Origin of the sequence: Hyalangium versicolor (assembly GCF_020103695.1) — a bacterium.
Classification (GTDB): Bacteria; Myxococcota; Myxococcia; order Myxococcales; family Myxococcaceae; genus Hyalangium; species Hyalangium versicolor.
The window spans coordinates 55,487-71,767 of record NZ_JAHXBF010000006.1; the positions used below are offsets into that span (position 1 = coordinate 55,487).

The 16,281-nt window shown below is 68.2% G+C and carries 12 protein-coding genes; 5 read left to right on the forward strand and 7 right to left on the reverse strand.

The window, feature by feature from the left end; translation table 11 throughout:
• Positions 1-99 precede the first annotated feature (99 nt).
• Both KY501_RS14110 and KY501_RS53630 read left to right on the forward strand, forming a co-directional pair.
• Positions 100-1,434 carry an SPFH domain-containing protein gene (locus KY501_RS14110; RefSeq protein WP_224363450.1) on the forward strand — a complete coding sequence of 445 codons (1,335 nt, stop codon included), beginning with the start codon at positions 100-102 and terminating at the stop codon, positions 1,432-1,434.
• Positions 1,435-1,439: 5 nt separating this feature from the next.
• The gene (locus KY501_RS53630) at positions 1,440-2,843 is read left to right on the forward strand and encodes a hypothetical protein (RefSeq protein WP_304608614.1); all 1,404 of its coding nucleotides are present in this window, start codon (positions 1,440-1,442) and stop codon (positions 2,841-2,843) included.
• Positions 2,844-2,857: 14 nt separating this feature from the next.
• Here KY501_RS53630 and KY501_RS14120 read toward each other — a convergent pair whose 3' ends face one another.
• On the reverse strand, positions 2,858-3,409 hold the full coding sequence (locus tag KY501_RS14120; protein ID WP_224363451.1) for a hypothetical protein: 552 nt from the start codon (positions 3,407-3,409) through the stop codon (positions 2,858-2,860).
• Between the two features lie 114 nt (positions 3,410-3,523).
• Here KY501_RS14120 and KY501_RS14125 point away from each other — a divergent pair, with 114 nt between their 5' ends.
• Positions 3,524-7,159, forward strand: coding sequence for a two-component regulator propeller domain-containing protein (locus tag KY501_RS14125; protein WP_224363452.1), 3,636 nt, complete (start codon positions 3,524-3,526; stop codon positions 7,157-7,159).
• A 59-nt stretch (positions 7,160-7,218) separates the two neighbouring features.
• Positions 7,219-7,644 (forward strand): hypothetical protein, encoded by a 426-nt coding sequence (locus KY501_RS14130; protein WP_224363453.1) that lies wholly within the window; start codon positions 7,219-7,221, stop codon positions 7,642-7,644.
• Positions 7,645-7,714: 70 nt separating this feature from the next.
• Here the strand turns inward: KY501_RS14130 and KY501_RS14135 are convergent, their stop codons facing one another.
• From KY501_RS14135 to KY501_RS14145, 3 genes are all read right to left on the reverse strand, one after another.
• Positions 7,715-10,972, reverse strand: a complete 3,258-nt coding sequence (locus KY501_RS14135; RefSeq protein WP_224363454.1) for a Dauer Up-regulated — start codon at positions 10,970-10,972, stop codon at positions 7,715-7,717.
• A gap of 207 nt (positions 10,973-11,179) precedes the next feature.
• Positions 11,180-12,307, reverse strand: coding sequence for a hypothetical protein (locus tag KY501_RS14140; RefSeq protein ID WP_224363455.1), 1,128 nt, complete (start codon positions 12,305-12,307; stop codon positions 11,180-11,182).
• A 32-nt stretch (positions 12,308-12,339) separates the two neighbouring features.
• Entirely contained in the window at positions 12,340-13,569 is a 1,230-nt protein-coding gene (locus tag KY501_RS14145) for a cytochrome P450 (protein WP_224363456.1), read from the reverse strand.
• Between the two features lie 137 nt (positions 13,570-13,706).
• Here KY501_RS14145 and KY501_RS14150 point away from each other — a divergent pair, with 137 nt between their 5' ends.
• A complete protein-coding gene (locus KY501_RS14150) occupies positions 13,707-14,792 on the forward strand; it encodes an aldo/keto reductase (protein WP_224363457.1) in 1,086 nt (361 codons plus the stop codon).
• Between the two features lie 16 nt (positions 14,793-14,808).
• Here KY501_RS14150 and KY501_RS14155 read toward each other — a convergent pair whose 3' ends face one another.
• From KY501_RS14155 to KY501_RS14165, 3 genes are read right to left on the reverse strand one after another with little or no spacing between them, the layout of a single operon-like run.
• Positions 14,809-14,988: a hypothetical protein gene (locus tag KY501_RS14155; protein WP_224363458.1), complete on the reverse strand. Its 180-nt coding sequence runs from the start codon at positions 14,986-14,988 to the stop codon at positions 14,809-14,811.
• Positions 14,985-16,025 carry a virulence RhuM family protein gene (locus tag KY501_RS14160; protein ID WP_224363459.1) on the reverse strand — a complete coding sequence of 347 codons (1,041 nt, stop codon included), beginning with the start codon at positions 16,023-16,025 and terminating at the stop codon, positions 14,985-14,987. The genes KY501_RS14155 and KY501_RS14160 overlap by 4 nt, the downstream gene beginning before the upstream one ends.
• A 39-nt stretch (positions 16,026-16,064) precedes the next feature.
• Entirely contained in the window at positions 16,065-16,250 is a 186-nt protein-coding gene (locus tag KY501_RS14165; protein WP_224363460.1) for a helix-turn-helix transcriptional regulator, read from the reverse strand.
• Positions 16,251-16,281 lie beyond the last annotated feature (31 nt).

The window sequence follows — 16,281 nt, forward strand, 5'->3', positions numbered from 1 at the left end:
CTCACGCTTCACACGCGCACAGAGCGGAGCACCTTCGTGAACATCCGCCCACGCGGTGGGTATCCGTCATGCATTGCCTCTCTCGCGGAGAAGGCATCCATGAACATCAAAGAGAAATTGAAGGCCATGAACATCCCAGAGAAGTTGAGTGAAGGTGTGAAGCAGGGCGTCTTCCTGGTCCGCTCCGGACTGGGCGCCGTCGTCAGCCTGTTCCGCTGGTCCATCTTCACCCCCAAGGGCCGTCGCCTCACCGCCGGGCTCGTCGTGGCGGGCACCGTCGGCCTCGTCGCCGCCTCGCGCCCCGTCACCCTCATCGAGCCGGGCCAGGTCGGCATCCGGATGAACCTCGTCACCGGCAACACCGCGGAGCTTCGCGAAGGCTGGGCCCTGCTCGTCCCCCACATCCACCGGCTCCGCCTCTATAGCCTCAAGGACCAGGTCTTCCGGCCCGACCGCAGCGCCAATGCCAGTGGCCCCGCTCCCTTTCAGTCCGCTGAGGGCCTGTCCATCGGCGTCGAGGTCACCCTTCGCTACGCCCTCGACTCGGCCCGCATCTCCCAGTTGGCCGCCTCGGTGCCGGACGATGTGGGCCGCGAGCTCGTCGAGCCCGTCATCGATGGGGTGCTCCGCAGTCACTTCGCCCGGCACACCGTCCGGGAGATCTTCGCCACCCAGCGCATGGAGATCCAGAAGGCCCTCTTCGACGAGATTGCCCCCCTCCTGGCCAAGGATGGCGTCCTCCTCCGCTCCGTCACCCTGGGCAACGTGGACCTGCCCCAGCAATACCGCAACGGCGTGGAGGCCCTGCTCGCCGAGGAACTCAGCGCCGAGAAGATGCGCTACACCCTGGACCTCAAGGAGAAGCAGATCAAGGAGACCGCGCTGAGCGCCGAGGCCGAGAAGGTCCGCCGCGAGAAGGTCGCCGAGGCCGCCGCCAGCGAGGAGATCATCGCCGCCAAGGCCAAGGCCGAGGCCATGCGCCACATCCTCCCCTTCAAGGAGAAGGAGATCGAACAGCGCCGCCTGGAGGCCGAGGCCGCCAAGGTCAGCCGCATCACCCAGGCCAGCGCCGAGGCCGAAGCCCGTCGCATCGAGGCCGACGGTGAGGCCGACGCCCGCCGCAAGCTCGCCGAGTCCGATGCCTACCGCATCGAGGCCACCGGCAAGGCCTCCTCCGAGCAGCTCGCCCGCGAGGCCGACCTCATCACCAAGAACCCCCTCCTCATCCAGAAGACCCTGGCCGACAAGCTGTCCGACAAGATCCAGGTCATCATCGCTCCGCCCCAGGCCGGTGGTTTCATCGCCGGCAACCTGCTGGGACAGTCCTCGCCGAAGCCCCAGTACGCCAGCGCCCCCGGCTCGCGCCGCTCCGAGTCGAGCGACGAGTCCGAGTCCGGTTACGCGTCCGAGGGCACGCAGCAGCAGGAGGAGTAGGCCCCATGCTCGCCGCCATTCTCACCATCGCCCTCGTGGTGCAGGACCAGTCCCCTCTGCGCGCCTCGCCCCAGGATTCCGCGCCCCGCCAGGCCACGTTGTGGCAGGGCGAGTGGCTCGAAGTCCGAGGCGAACGCCAGGGCTTCCTCCAGGTCTACGACCACGGCCGGGAGCGCCCCGGCTACATCCGTCCGCAGCAGGTTCGCGTCTACCGCCTGGAGGAGTCCAGCGCCCCCCAGCTCCAGGCCGTGGTGGAGTTCCTCCGGGACACCTCGGGAGCGGAGGCGCTGGGCATCGGCTACACGGCGGCGTTGCTGAGAGCGGCGAACTCCTCCCAGGTCGGCCCCGAGCTCTTCGATGCCATGGGCACCTTCGCGGACCGACTGGCCAAGCGGGCCTCCTCCCGCAAGTCCAATGACGAGGCCCTCGCCGCGCATCTGGACGTGGCCGCCAGTTACGGGGTGAAGCTCGTCAGCCTCGAGCAGGAGGGCCGCACCCGCCTCTGCTACGACGGAGAGGCGTTCCGCCGGGTGCTCGCGCTGGGAGGCACCCCCGAGGCGCGGCTCCGGGCCGCACTCGCCCTCACCCGGCCCGAATGCATCGACCCTGCGCTCCGGCAGGTGGAGCGCCAGGCCCTCGACGAGTGGCGAGCCTCGGTGCTGGAGCAGGTGGACACCGGCACGCTCCCGGCCTGGCAGGCCAACCGCCTCCACCTGCGCCGGGCCGAGGTGTACGCCGCGCTGGCCTACCAGTGGGCCCGTCGCGGCGAGGCGGACAAGGGCGCCAAGGCCAGTGAGCACTCCGTGGACGAACTGGCGCGGGTGCTGAAGTCCGAGCTGGCGGACGAGGACCGCTCCGCCTACGCCGTGGCCGCCGTCCGGGTAGCTGCCTCACGCTGGGCCTCCGTGCCCGCTCCCGAGACGCTGGCCGCCGGTCCGCGCCTCGAGCTGGCGCCCGGCAAGCCGGGGGAGACGTGCCTGCGCCTCGTGGACGAGAAGAGCACCGGCACACCGCTGGCCACCCAGTGCACCTATGGACTGGTGTGGCCCAGCTCCATCCGCCGCTCCCCGCAGGGCACCTCCGTCACCGTGGCCGTGCAGCTCCTGGAGGGCTGGACCGAGCTGTGGGTCTTCCACCAGGAAGGAGATGGCTGGCTGCTCGACGCGCTCTCCCCCGCCACGACGGAGCCGGGCGTGGGCTACGTGGAGCTCGCGGGCTTCACCCCGGATGGCTCCCGCGTCCTCGTGGCGCGCGAAGCCCTGGTGGAGGGCCGCATCAAGTCCTCCTTCCAGGTGCTCAAGCGGGACACGCTGCTCCCCGAGAAGACGGCCGAGCGGCCCGACGACTCGGGCACCTTCAAGCGCTGGAGCACCGCCGACTGGCGCAACCGCACCCTCGCCGTACGCTGAACCCGCGCAACCCCTCAGTCCCAGCGCTGGATGTCGAGGATCGTCGCCCGGCCCGGCTCGCGGAAGAAGACGAGCAGATCCTGCGGCGTGGTCTCCTTGGGCGTGAACAGCTTCGCGTCCGGGTGCCCCGCCCACTGCATGCAGAGGGCAATGGACTCGCTGCAGAACATGGCCTTCGAGGAGCGGAAGGGGTTGCGCCACTTGCGCTGCAGGAACCTGCCGAACTGAACCACGGACTGGCCGATGAGCCCGCCGAAGTCGTAGACGCTGCCCACCCACTCGCCCAGCCTGAGGAACCCGGGATCGAGCGCGAACGCGGGCTCCACCAGCGCCACCACCCGGTTCTTCTTCACGAAGCGAGGCCAGGCAATCAGCCGGAAGCCCAGCTCGTGCGCCTCCAGCACCATGTCGCACTCGAAGTCGTCGTCCCAGTAGACGAAGAAGCTGTGACTGCACTCGCTGTTGGTGAACCGCCGCACCAGCCACGAGACGGGGTTGAAGTGGCGCGGTGTCGAGAACCCGATCAGCGTGGTCCGGCCCTTGGCGATGGGAACGACTTCGCTCATGCGGCGCTCCTCCCAGACGCGCCAGTCTAGCCGCTGCCCGCCAGCTCCGGGCAGGTGGGTCTGCCATGTCCCAGCTTTCGCGGGGTACCCCCTGTGCTGGACACTAGGCGCTCCATGGGAACACGGAGATATCGGCGGCCGCCGGGGGCAAATGGACTCCTGGGGCTCTGGCTCATCGGAGTGCTGGGGTGGGCCCTGCCCGGCCTCGCGCTCGAGCCGAACCGGCGCACCTCCCAATACAACCATGACAGCTGGCGCAGCGAGAACGGGCTGCCGCAGAACACCGTCCTCACCGTCGCCCAGACGCCCGATGGCTATCTCTGGTTTGGCACCTTCGAGGGGCTCGCCCGCTTCGATGGGGCGCGCTTCGCCGTCTTCGACCGGAGGAACTCGCCCGAGCTGGCCGAGCAGGAGATCCACGCCCTGGTGGTGGATGCGACGGGCGTGCTCTGGGTGGGCACCAACCTGGGCCTCTTCCGCTTCGAGGGAGGCCAGCTCCACCGTCCGCCCGAGGCCGGTGCGCTGGCCGAGGCCGGCATCCGAGGACTCGCCGTGGACGGCAAGTCCGTGTGGATCAGCTCGTCCATCGGGCTGGTGCGAGCGCCGGTGTCCGGCAAGGGCCCCTGGCGGTTCTACACGGTCCAGCAGGGCCTGCCCCCTGGAGGCACCGGGGCCGTCACCGGGGATGGGGAGGGCGGCGCGTGGGTGGGGGCGAATCAGGGCCTGGTCCACGTGTCCGGGGAGACGATCTCGGTCACCCCCTGGCCCTGGAAGAGTGACCCCAAGCCGCTGCGGGCCCTGGAGCAGACCCGCGATGGCATGTTGTGGGTGGGCTCGACCAACGGTCTGTTCTCCTTTCGTGACGGCCGCTTCACCCAGTACGGCCCGGAGCAGGGGGTGCCGGATGCGCCCGTGTCGGGGTTGCTCGAGGATCGCGACGGCAACCTGTGGGTGGCCTCCGATCGCGGCCTGCTGCGGCACAACGTGGTGGGGTTCACCCCTTTCACCGGCGCCAAGGTGCTGGCGGGAGACTCGCTCCGGGGCCTGATGGAGGATCGCGACGGGCGCCTCTGGATCGGCACGTGGAATGACGGCGTCCATTACCTGAGCAATGGCCCGTTCGTGACGATCGGCGAGCCCGAGGGCTCGCACCTCGACGGCGTCCGATTCGTGCTGGAGACCCGGGACGGCACGCTTTGGATGGGCTCGGGCCGAGGCCTGGAGCAGGTGAAGGACGGAGCCGTCATCCAGGTGGGATCGACGATGGGGCTGCCGGACGAGAGCATCGCCTGCATGGCGGAAGGCTCGGACGGCGCGCTCTGGGTGGGGACGCCCACGGGAGCCTGGCGCTTGACGGGCGAGCGTTTCGTCCGGGCTCTCGGGCCCGAGCAGGGCGTGCCCGCGGACATGAGCATCTTCGCGATGGCGCCGGAGCCGGGCGGCATGTGGTTCGCCACCTCGGAGGGGCTCGTCGAGCTGCGCGACGGACGCGCTGTCCTCCATGGCCAGCGGGAGGGCTTCACCCCCGAGATCATCCTGCCCATGATCCGCGAGGACTCGGGGACGATCTGGTACGGCACGTACACCGGGCTGGTCCGCTTCGCTCGAGGCACCTTCACCCGCTTCACCAGCAAGGACGGGCTGGCGGGAGACACGGTGAACATCCTGCATGTGGATCCGAACGGAACGCTGTGGGTGGGGACCACGGCGGGCGTGTCCCGCTTCAAAGAGGGGCATTTCCGATCGATCACCACCGCGCAGGGGCTCCCAGACGACACGGTCTTCACCCTGCTGCCGGACGAGGACGGCTTCTTCTGGAGCAGCAGCAACAAGGGCATCGCCCGCATCAGCCACCAGGAACTGGAGGAGGTGGCGGATGGCCGGCGCGAGCGGGTGAACGGCGAGCTCTTCGACGATGGGGACGGGATGCGGGTGGGCGAGTGCAATGGCGGCTCCCAGCCCTCCGGGTGGAAGACGCGGGACGGCCGCATGTGGTTCGCCAACCTGCGGGGTGCCGTGATGATGAACCCGAGGGATCCGCGGCTTCGATACACCTCGCCCCAGCCGCGCATCGAGGAGGTCCGTGTCCAGGGAAAGCCGGTGGAGGTGGCCGAGCGGCTGGAGCTGGAGCCGGGGCAGCGGGACCTGGACATCCGCTTCACCGCCATCATGGTGGAGGGGGGCTCGCGGGTGCAGTTCCGCTACCGGTTGGAGGGGCACGACAGCCACTGGGTGGAGGCTGAGGGCCGGCGGGTGGCCACGTACACGCGCCTGCCTCCGGGCACCTATCGCTTCCAGGTGGAGGCCATGGATCGCCAGGGGCGATGGGTCGAGCCGGGGGAGGTGCTGGAGGTGACGCTGAAGCCCTTCTTCTACCAGGCCGCATGGTTCTACGCGCTGTGCGCACTGGGAGCGGGAGGGCTCGCGGCGGCCATCTATGGTTGGCGCGTGGGCCGGCTCAAGCGGCGCGAGCGCTGGCTGGAGGCCCGCGTGGAGGAGCGCACCCAGGAGCTGGCGCGGGCCAACTCGGAGCTGGATGCGAACCTGCGCACGCTGCGCGCCACCCAGTCCCAGCTCGTGCAGGCGGGGAAGATGGCCGCCGTGGGCACCCTGGCCGCCGGCGTGGGGCACGAGATCAACAACCCGCTGGCCTACATCGTGTCCAACCTCGAGCACGCGTGCGAGGAGTCGGAGACGCTGTCGCGGATGGCGGAGGGCTCCGAGCCCCTGCGCGAGCGGCTGCGCGAGATGCAGCAGGTGCTGCGCGAGGCCTTGCAGGGCGCGGACCGGGTGCGCCGCATCGTGCGAGATTTGAAAACGTTCTCACGCCAGGACGAGGACGCGCGCGGCCCGGTGGACCTGCGGGCGGTGATGGACTCGGCGGCGAAGATGGCGGCCGGAGAGCTGCGCCCGCGTGCCCAGCTCATCCGTGAATACGCGGCGGACGTGCCGCAGGTGGAGGGCAACGAGGCGCGGTTGGCACAGGTGTTCCTCAACCTGATCATCAACGCGGCCCAGGCGTTGCCCGAGGGCCAGCCCGAGAAGAATGAAGTCCGCCTGGTGCTCAAGCGTGGCGCCGAGGGGCAGGTGGTGGCCGAGGTCCGGGACACGGGCTGCGGCATTCCTCCCGAGGTGCTCGGCCACATCTTCGACCCCTTCTTCACCACCAAGCCGGTGGGCGTGGGCACCGGGTTGGGGTTGGCGCTGTGCCATGCGTTCATCACCTCGATGAGCGGACGCATCGAGGTGGAGTCCCAGGTGGGGCAGGGAACGGTGTTCCGGGTGACGCTGCCCGCGTCGAGCGTGCCGGCGCCCCGCGCACCGGTGGTCAGCGAGGCCCGCCCCCCTGGAGAGCCGGCACGCGGCCGGGTGCTCGTGGTGGATGATGATCCGCTGGTGAGCGCGGCGCTGCGCCGGACGCTCGCTCGGGACCATCAGGTGGAGATGCTGGTGAGCTCGCAGCGGGCCCTGGAGCTGCTCTCCTCGCCCGAGGGGGACTTCGACGTCATCCTCTGCGATCTGATGATGCCGGAGGTGACGGGCATGGAATTGCACGCTCACCTGGAGGCGGTGCGGCCGGACCGGGCGCGGCGGATGGTGTTCATCACGGGTGGTGCGTACACGCCAGGAGCCAGGTCCTTCCTGGAGCGGGTGCGCAACCCTCGGGTGGAGAAGCCCTTTGAGCCCGAGCGGCTGCGCAGTCAGGTGCGCGAGTGGGTGAACGCGTCCATCACATCCTCGCGGGGCTGACTCCAACCCTCCGACCGCGCGACGACCCCGCGCGGCACAACCCCAAACGAGGAAATTCCATGACCACAGCCATTTCAGAGCCCACGACGAAGGGTGTTTCCCTGATCGACGCGAACACCTTCAACGTCCAGAACCGGCGCATCTCCGTCTCCTTCTCGGCGACGAGCATCACCGGGGATCCGCTCTTTCACTACAAGGATCGCGAACGCGAGGTGAACGCTCGGGGCGACGATATTCGCCAGGTGGAGACGGAGATCGGCACCCTGGTCACCATCACGCTCAGGCCGGATGCGGACGCGGGCGCGCTTTTGTTTACCCTTCTAGTCCCGCGGGTGGTCCTCGCCTCCCCGGTGTACGAGCAGGCCATCACCACGCAGGGCTTCTTCACGCGCAGCCAACTGATTCCCCATATTCTGGCCAGCGCCCAGCTCCAGACGACAGACGTCGTGGAGCTGAAGGGCACCGCAAGCTTCGTGGTGTCCTGAGCCCTGAAACGCCGAGAGGCTCCCACGTGGATGGGAGCCTCCCGGTACTTCGAACCTTCAGGTCCCGCTGTTACCAGAACGGGTTCAGGTCGACGTCCACGCCGAAGACGCTCACCTCGCCGTTGGTCGCGTTCTTCACGGCGTCGAACGCCTCGCCGGCCAGGCGGCCCACCTCACCGCCCAGCTTGGCCAGGCCATCGAGCGCGCCCTTCGCCGCGTCGATGCCCATCTTCGCCAGGTCGTTCAGGTAGCCCACCGCCGTCTCCGCCAGCTTGCCGCCCGCGCTGGCCAGATCCTTGAGCGCATCCACGCCCGCGTCACCCAGGTCCTTGAGCGCGCCGAGGATCTCCTTGCCGCCCTCGGTGAGGTTCTCGGCCCAGGCCTTGGCGACGTTCTTGAAGGACTCCACGCCCTCCTTGAGGAGGTCCGTGGCGAACTTCTTGGCCCAGTCCACGCGCTTGTCGACGAAGTCCTTGATGGCGGTGGCGGCCTCGGTGGCGAGCTCTCCGCCCTTGCGAGCGATGTCCGAGAGCGTCTGCCCGGCCCATTCGCGCACCTTGGCGGCGGCCTCGCCGGGGTTCTCGGCGATGTACTTGAGCGTCTCCACCGCCTTGCCGCCCGCGTCCTTGAGCGCCTTGACGCTGGCCTCTGCGACCGCGAGCCCCTGGGCACCCAGGTTCTTGAGCCCGTCCCAGGCCTTCTTGGCCAGCTCGCCGCCCTTGGCCATGATGTCCGTGAAGGCCTTCTTGGCCATCTCGCCCACCTCGCCCGGGTGGGTGGCGGCCCACTTGAGCGTCTCCAGGCCCTTCTCGCCCAGCTCCACCGCCTTGTTCATCGCGGACTGGAGCGCCGTCTTCGCGCCGGAGATGAGCTCCTTGGCCTTCTCGGCCGCGGCGCCCTTCAGGTTCTCCCAGCCCGTCTTGAGCGCGTCCAGCGTCTCGGCGGCCTTCTTCAGCACCGCCTCGCCGCCCTGTTTCACCAGGTCGGCGCCGGACTCGATCATGTTCTTGATGCCGTCGACCGCCATCTTCGCGGCCTCGCCCGGGTTCTGGGCGATGTACTTGAGCGTCTCGAGGCCCTTCTCACCCAGCTTCTTCGCCTCGTCGATGACGTTGCCGAGGACCTTCTTGGCCTCCTCGGCGATCTCTCCGCCCTTCTCCATGGCGGCGTTGAACGCGTCGGTGGCCGTCTTCACGACGGCCTCGCCGTACTTGGACGGGTTGCGGATGACGTCGGCCATCTGGTGGATGAAGCCGGCCGTCGTCTTCAGCCCATCGCCGGTGGCCTCGGCGGCGCTGACGCCGGCGAACTCGGCGAGCTTCACCGCGCCCTTGGCGCCCTTCTCGATGCCCCACTGGGTGAGCTGAGCGGCGCCTTCGGGCCCGTAGTAGGCCGCCAGTGCGGCCATGCCCTGAGGCCCACCGAGCGCCGCGGCGCCCAGGTTGACCGCCTTCATCCAGTCCGGAGCCTGGTAGTTGGCCGGGTCCGCGTCGAACTTGGCCTTCTCGGCGCCGTAGGCCAGATCGAAGCCCAGCTCGGCCACGCCGAACAGCGCGCCCGCGGCCAGGTCCACGCCCGCGCCCACACCGGTGAAGTCCAGCACCGTGCCCACCACCGCGTCCGTGGCGTTGAGCGTGGCGCCCACCGTGGCGAAGAAGCCCAGGTCCTTGTTCTTGTCCCGGAGTTCGGCGGCGTCCTTGCCGTAGTTGTACGCGTCGATGAGGCCGGGGGCCGCGCCCACCAGCGGGACGACCTTGGTGAGGTTCTTGAGGACCTTCTCGGCCACCTCGCCGGTGATCTTCACGCCCAGCTTGCCGAGCACGCCGTCCAGGGCCTTGAGGCCCTTGGCCAGCAGCTTGCCGCCGCCCTGCTCCAGCGCACCCGAGGCCGCCTTGAGGCCCGTCTTGAGGATGTCGCCGTCGACGCCGTCGGTGAACTTCAGCAGGAGCTTGAGGTCATCGGCGCCCATGTCCTTGGCGAGCTTGCCGATGAGCGCGGCGCCCTCGTCATCGAGCTTGGTGGCCAGCGTGCCCAACTGCTCGAGCACCTTCGGATCCGAGATGGCCTTGGTGAGGGCCTCGTGCTCCATGCCGCCCAGCGACTTGAGCAGCCGCTTGCCAGCAGCCTCGTCCAGCTTGCCCAGCTGGCCGACGAGATCGCTGACGGCCTTGGGATCCTTGAGGCCCTTGAGCACGCCCTCGAGCTCGTCCGGACCGACCTTGGTGGCCACCTCCTGGAGGCCCTTGAGCTGGTCGGGCGTGAGCTTCTGGGCCACGGCGGGATCCAGCCCCTTCACGGCGGCCTCGGCCAGCTGCGCACCCTGCTCGGCGACCTGATCCGCGTTCTTCACGCCGAACTGCTTGAGCGCGTCCTTGAAGCCCGTGAGGTCCTTCTTGAGGTCGGGGATCTCCGCCGCGAGCTGAGCGCCGGCCAGGGCCTTGTCCTGCAACGAGGCGTTGGGATCCAGCAGGGTGATGGCGGCGCTGGCGGCCTTGAAGGTGCCATCCAGCTTGCGCAGATCATTGGCCAGGTCCGGGAAGGACTTGCCGGCGAAGTCCTTGAGGGCCTCGGCCATGCCGAGCGCGGCCTTGGCCTTGTCCACGGGCCCCTTCTCCGGGTCCATGAAGGTGCCGATCGTCTCCGCCAGCTTGGCGCCGGCGGGCAGGCCGTTGAGCGCGTGGTTGAGGACGCCCTTGAGGTCCTCGGGCTTGAAGATCTCCGCGCCCGCGTTGGCCAGCTCCAGGGCGGCCTTGGCGCGGTCGGCGACGGTGGCGTCCTTCTTGGTCAGCGTGCCCAGCGCGCCGAGCGCGTCCTTGTTGGTGGCCAGCTTGACCAGCTTGTTGTCCTTGACGCCGAGCTTGTCGAGGACGTTCTTCATCGTGTCCGGGAACGTCCCGGCCAGCTCGCCCAGCGCGGTGGCCTTCTCGGAGAAGTCGCCCTCGACGAGGGACTTCATCGACTTGTAGGCCTTCTCGAGCGTCTCCTTGGGCTTGTCCTTCAGCTCGGGGAAGTACTTGGGCAGCTCCTCGGGAGTGGCCGGGAGCTGGGTGTTGCCCTGGCCCGGCTGGGCGCCGCCATCCAGGTTCACCGCGTTGGCGGGGGTGTTGGCGCTGAACTCATCGCGGGTGGGGGCGGGCTGCAGCGTGCGGCCCTGCGTCTGGGTGCCCGTGGGGCCTTGCGTGGCCTGGTTCTTCGCGGCCTGCTCCGCGGCCTTGCGAGCGGCCTCCTCGGCGGCGCGGCGCGCGGCTTCGGCAGCGGCGCGGCGTGCAGCTTCGGCAGCGGCGGCGGCGGCGGCGGACGAAGAGCCGGAATCAACGGGACGGGACATGGGACTTCTCCTTCAGAAAGAAAAGAGGCTCAGGAATTGTCCGCGCCCCCCAGAGAGCAGTTGCGATCAGCGCACGTGGCTGGCGTCTTTTTTTGCCTGGAGGGCGGGATTTTGACGGTGGGACATGGACGTGGGTATCCGCCCATGTGCGCTCTCAGAGTGCATGGCCCCTGAGAGGGTTACTTGTGCCCTCGCGGGAACCCCGGATCAGGCGAGACGCTGGGTTGCCTCGGAGAGTTGTTTCTTGAACTCGGGGTGAGACTCGCGAGAGGCCATCTCGGTGAGAAGATTTTTCAGTCCCCGGCGCAGGGCGAGGTTGGCGACGAGCTCGCGCACATGGCCGTCGGGGTGCGAGGCGTACTCGCGCAGGTCCTTCTCCGCGGCGGCGTTGTCGCTGGCCAGGCTGTCGAGGCAGAGCAGGGCGAAGGAGAGCTTCGCGGGCTCGGTCGCCTTGGGGAGCGCGGCGCGGATCAGCTCGGGCGGATCGAAGGGCAGGCCGATGAGGGCGCCGGCCACATCCACGGGGAGATCCTCGGGCAGGTGCATGCCGAGCCGCTCGTTGAGGCCCTTGATGAGGGAGGCCTGCTTCGCGGCGTGGTAGCGGACCTGGGCGACGAAGATGTGTGCGCCGGGGGCGACGTTGGCGTGGGCCTCGGCGCGGAGCACGGACTTGGAGAAGAGGGAGCGGAAGCTGAAGGAGGGCAGAGCGGCGGAGTCCTGATCGCGGTAGCGGCGGATCATCGTCTCGCCCTCGGGGCCCCTGGGCACGGTGTCGAGGTACGGGTCCTTCTTGAAGGCGCTGCCCCAAGCGGTGCCATCGAGGAAGGCGGAGGCCTTGTAGCGGTCGTGGAGCTGGATCAGATCGATCTTGTTCACGGCCCCGGTGCCGATGAACGCGCGCACGGTGCTCCCCATCTTCTCCTCGGAGGGGGCGTATTTGAGGAAGTAGGGCGCGAGCGCGTCCTTGAGCGTGGCGGCGGTCTGCCCGGCGCCGATCCAGAGGAAGGGCGGGTGCACGGGAGACAGCGCCACCTTCAGCTCGTCCGGAGCCTGCTTGCCGAGCAGCAGCCAGCCGCGCGTCTTCTGGCCCAGCCGGTCAGCGGTGGCGGGAGTCTCGGCGACGGGGATGAAGCGCGCGGCCTGCTCCTTGGCGGCGTTGAAGGCCGCGTCCGGGAGGTGGTGCTGCACGCGCTCGTCACGCGTCTCGTACCAGCTCGCGAGCTCGACGCGCTTCGCCTCGGCCTCCTCGGGAGTGAACCAGCGGATCCCGGACTCGGTGACCTTGGGATCCTTCTTCAGCGCTTCGAACCATTTGGGGTTGGGGAGCGTGGGCACGCCCCATTTCTAGCACGGGCCCCCGTCGCGACTCAGCCCAGGGCCACGGGCAGGGCCTTGAACCCTCGGAAGGCGACATTCTCCAGGCGCTCGGGCTTCTGCAGCAGCTTCATGTTCGGGAAGCGGCGCAGCAGGGTGCGCAGGGCGATCTGCCCCTCGAGCCGGCCCAGCGCCGCGCCCAGGCAGTAGTGGATGCCGAAGCCGAAGGCGATGTGGCGGTTCTCCTGGCGGCGCAGCTCCAACCGCTCGGCCTGGGGGAACTGGCGCGGATCCCGATTGGCCGCGCCGATCATCAGGAAGACCTTCTGGCCCTTGCGCAGCGTCTGCCCGTGGATCTCGAAGTCCTCGGTGATGACGCGGCTGAGGCGCTGGATGGGGCTCTCGTAGCGGAGGATCTCCTCCACGCCGGCGGTGAGCTGCTCGTCGGAGCTGAGCATGACTTCGCGCTGCTCGGGGTTCTTCAGCAGCAGGTGCAGGCCGTTGGCGAGCAGGTGCGTGGTCGTCTCATGGCCGGCGAAGAGCACCAGCGAGCATGTGGCGAGGACTTCCTGCTCGGTGAGGATGTTGCCGTGATCCTCGGCGGCCATCAGGGTGCTGAGCAGATCATTGCCCACGGTGCTGCTCTTGCGGCGCTGGGCGATGGCGCCGCGGAAGTACTCCTCCATCTCGACGACGCCGGTGCGCATGAGGTCCAGCACGTCCGGGGTGTACTTGGTGGTACCGAAGAAGGTGGCGAAGGCGTTGGCCCACTGCCGCAGCTTCAGGCCGTCCTCGCGGGGGATGCCGAGCATGTCGCCAATCACGGCCACGGGCAGCAGGTTGGCCACGTCCTGCACCATGTCCATGCGCCCTTCTTTTTCCGCCTTGTCGAGCAGCAGGTTCACCTGCTCCAGGATGAGGGGGCGCAGGTACTCCACGAGCCGCGGGGTGAAGGCCTTGTTCACCAGGGAGCGGATGCGCGTGTGGTCAGGCGGATCGATGAGCAGCGCCCAGGAGCTGAGGCTGGCGACGACGGGGGCCAGGCGCTCCTTGAGGGCGGCGGGGAGCATGGCTCCGAAGGCGCCCGCGCGGTTGGAGGAGAGCCGCGGATCCTTGAAGCCGCCCTGCACGTCCTGGTAGCGCGTGAAGAGCCAGCCGCCCCAGCCTTCACTGAAGTAGGCGGGGGCTTCCTCTCGGAGTCGCTCGTAGGTGGGGTAGGGGTCCACCTGGAACTGGCGCGTCATCAGGCCGTGGGGATCGGATACCTCGGGGGTCGCGGACATGCAGGCTCCGTGGTGCTCGGGCGGGAGGCGGAGCCTACGTCTCTTTTCGAGCAGAGCCCAGCAAGGATCGGGTGGCAGCCCTGGTGGGGGAGCGCTACTCATGCGCGCCACTCAACCCCGTTCCCTGGGAGCCACACATGGCACTGAATGCCTATCTCACCCTCGGCCGCTCCGGCCTGCGCGTCAGCCCCTTCTGTCTCGGAGCGATGACCTTTGGCCCGGATCTGGGCTGGGGCAGCAGCGTGGAGGAATCCACGGCCATCCTGGATCGCTATCTCGAGAAGGGTGGCAACTTCATCGACACGGCCAACATCTACACGCGGGGGCATTCGGAGAAGATCCTCGGCGACCACATCGGCCGGGTTCCGAGCAAGCGCCACCGCGTGGTCATCGCCACCAAGTTCTTCAGCAATCTGTTCGCGAGCGATCCCAACGGCGGCGGTTCGGGCCGCAAGTCGATGATTGCAGCGCTCGACGAGTCCCTGCGGCGATTGCAGACGGACTACATCGATCTGTACTGGATGCACTGCTACGACGTTCACACGCCCATCGAGGAGACGATGCGCGCGCTGGATGACATGGTGCGGGCTGGCAAGGTCCGGTACATCGGCTTCTCGGACACGCCGGCGTGGAAGGTGGCGCAGGCGCAGATGCTGGCCCAGTTCAAGGGCTGGTCTCCGCTGGTGGCGCTGCAGATCGAGTACTCGCTGATGGAGCGCACCGTGGAGGGCGAGCTGGTGCCGATGGCGCAAGAGCTGGGGCTGGGCATCACCCCGTGGTCTCCGCTCAAGGGCGGGGTGCTGAGCGGCAAGTACACGCGTGAGAACGCGGGCAAGGTGAAGGCGGCCCGGGGCGCGCGGGTGGAGGACAACCTGACCGAGAAGGCCTACTCCCTGATCGACGTGCTGCAGAAGGTGGCCAAGGAGCAGGACACCACGGTGGCGCGCGTGGCGCTGGCGTGGGTGCAGAGCCGGCCGGGCGTGGCCTCCACCATCATCGGCGCGCGCACGCTGGAGCAACTGGACAACAACCTGGGGGCGCTGGAGGTGAAGCTGACGCCGCAGCAGGTGGCGGCCCTGAACGAGGCGTCCAAGCCGACGCTCGACTTCCCCGCGGCGTTCGTCCAGAACGCGCCCGTGTTCATGCATCCGGGCCTGTCCGTCAACGGCATCACCGCGCCGCCCCTGGCGATCCAGCCCAAGAACGACAGCGAGCGCTGGTAGCCAGGTGACCCGGCGATCAACTGTCCCACGCGAGGCGGGACTGTTGATCGTCGATGAAGTCGAGGACCACGGACGGGAAGATGGCGCGCTCGCGGTCGAAGCCATCGCGCGAGATGGCGACGTAGCCGTGCCCGAGAAGGTGGTGCTCGATGACCGTCTCGAACGCGGCCTCGGAGTGTCGGGGCGTGCTCGTCACGGCTCCTCCTTCCTCCTGCGGGGGCGCTTCGACTCGATGCGCTTCACCTCAGCCTCGAAGTCGCTCTCGAACTCGCGGTCCTGCCGCACGCGGAACTTGTCGTACTGCTCCTCGGCGAGGCGTTTGGCCACCTCCGCGGAGACCTTGCCGGCGTTCGCGAGCACCTCGTACTCGTTGAACTGCAGGAACGCGTCGAGCTTCGCGACCCAGTCCGCCATCCTCATCGGGATCTGCCGCGCGGCTTGGTTCTCGGCGTAGTCGAGATACATCGACACGATGCGCTCGAGCTCCTTGATCTCGCGCTCGATCAGGTAGTTCTTGGCGACGCTGACATCGCTCTTGAGGATCTTCCCCTTGGGCGCGTTCTTCCAGGTGGTGAGCCCCATCAAGGGTTTCTCGGCGTCGGCGCGCTCGGCGATCAACTCCGCGGCGGTCTTGCCGGTGACCGCCCAGTGCAGCTTGTTCTGCACGGTTTTGAAGAACGTCTGTGTCGTCTCCGCGTGCTTGTCGTAGTCGATACTGCACTGCTCGTAGATGTCGGTGATCTTCAGGTAGAACCGCCGCTCGCTGGCGCGGATCTCACGGACCCGCTCGAGCAGCTCGTCGAAGTAGTCCTTGCCGAAGCGCTTGTTCAGCTTGAGCCGCTCGTCGTCGAGGACGAAGCCCTTGACGATGAAGTCGCGAAGGGTCTGGGTCGCCCAGATGCGGAACTGGGTAGCCTGCGCGCTGTTGACTCGGTAGCCGACCGAGATGATCGCGTCGAGGTTGTAGAACTCGATCTCGCGCCTAACCTCGCGATTTCCTTCGCGTTGAACTCTCCAAATTCTTCGGAGAGTTGCCTCCGGGGTCAGCTCCCCCGAGGCGTAGACTTCCTTCAGGTGGTAGCTGACGGTGCGGATGTCGACGCCGAACAGCTCGGCCATGCGTCGCTGGTCGAGCCAGAAGGTATCGGACTCGTAGAGCACCTCGACGCGCACGGCGTCATCGGCGGTGCGGTAGAGGATCAGCTCTCCTTCTTGCGGGGTCTGGTCCGTCACAGTTGCCCTCCGGGTCGCGCTTGGAGGTTCCCGTTAGCGTCAAAGCTGTTCGAGCAGGTGCCCACGAACGCCGTGCGCAGTCGTGACCGCATGTTTCCGTCGGTCGCGAAGACGGTCCACCATGAAGGCAGGGAACTCGCCCTTCTGGGCCATCGTGTAGACGGTTTTCTCCGCGACCTTCAGCAACTGGGCGACCTCGGGCAGTGTGAGAATCTCGTCCGGCATTTGGACCAGGCTCCACCTGGGCAGCGATTGG

Excerpts from the sequence above, each read along its gene's own strand:
- KY501_RS14110 (WP_224363450.1), top strand. The coding sequence starts at position 100 with ATGAACATCAAAGAGAAATTGAAGGCCATGAACATCCCAGAGAAGTTG.
- KY501_RS53630 (WP_304608614.1), top strand. The coding sequence starts at position 1,440 with ATGCTCGCCGCCATTCTCACCATCGCCCTCGTGGTGCAGGACCAGTCC.
- KY501_RS14120 (WP_224363451.1), bottom strand. The coding sequence starts at position 3,409 with ATGAGCGAAGTCGTTCCCATCGCCAAGGGCCGGACCACGCTGATCGGG.
- KY501_RS14125 (WP_224363452.1), top strand. The coding sequence starts at position 3,524 with ATGGGAACACGGAGATATCGGCGGCCGCCGGGGGCAAATGGACTCCTG.
- KY501_RS14130 (WP_224363453.1), top strand. The coding sequence starts at position 7,219 with ATGACCACAGCCATTTCAGAGCCCACGACGAAGGGTGTTTCCCTGATC.
- KY501_RS14135 (WP_224363454.1), bottom strand. The coding sequence starts at position 10,972 with ATGTCCCGTCCCGTTGATTCCGGCTCTTCGTCCGCCGCCGCCGCCGCC.
- KY501_RS14145 (WP_224363456.1), bottom strand. The coding sequence starts at position 13,569 with ATGTCCGCGACCCCCGAGGTATCCGATCCCCACGGCCTGATGACGCGC.
- KY501_RS14150 (WP_224363457.1), top strand. The coding sequence starts at position 13,707 with ATGGCACTGAATGCCTATCTCACCCTCGGCCGCTCCGGCCTGCGCGTC.
- KY501_RS14165 (WP_224363460.1), bottom strand. The coding sequence starts at position 16,250 with ATGCCGGACGAGATTCTCACACTGCCCGAGGTCGCCCAGTTGCTGAAG.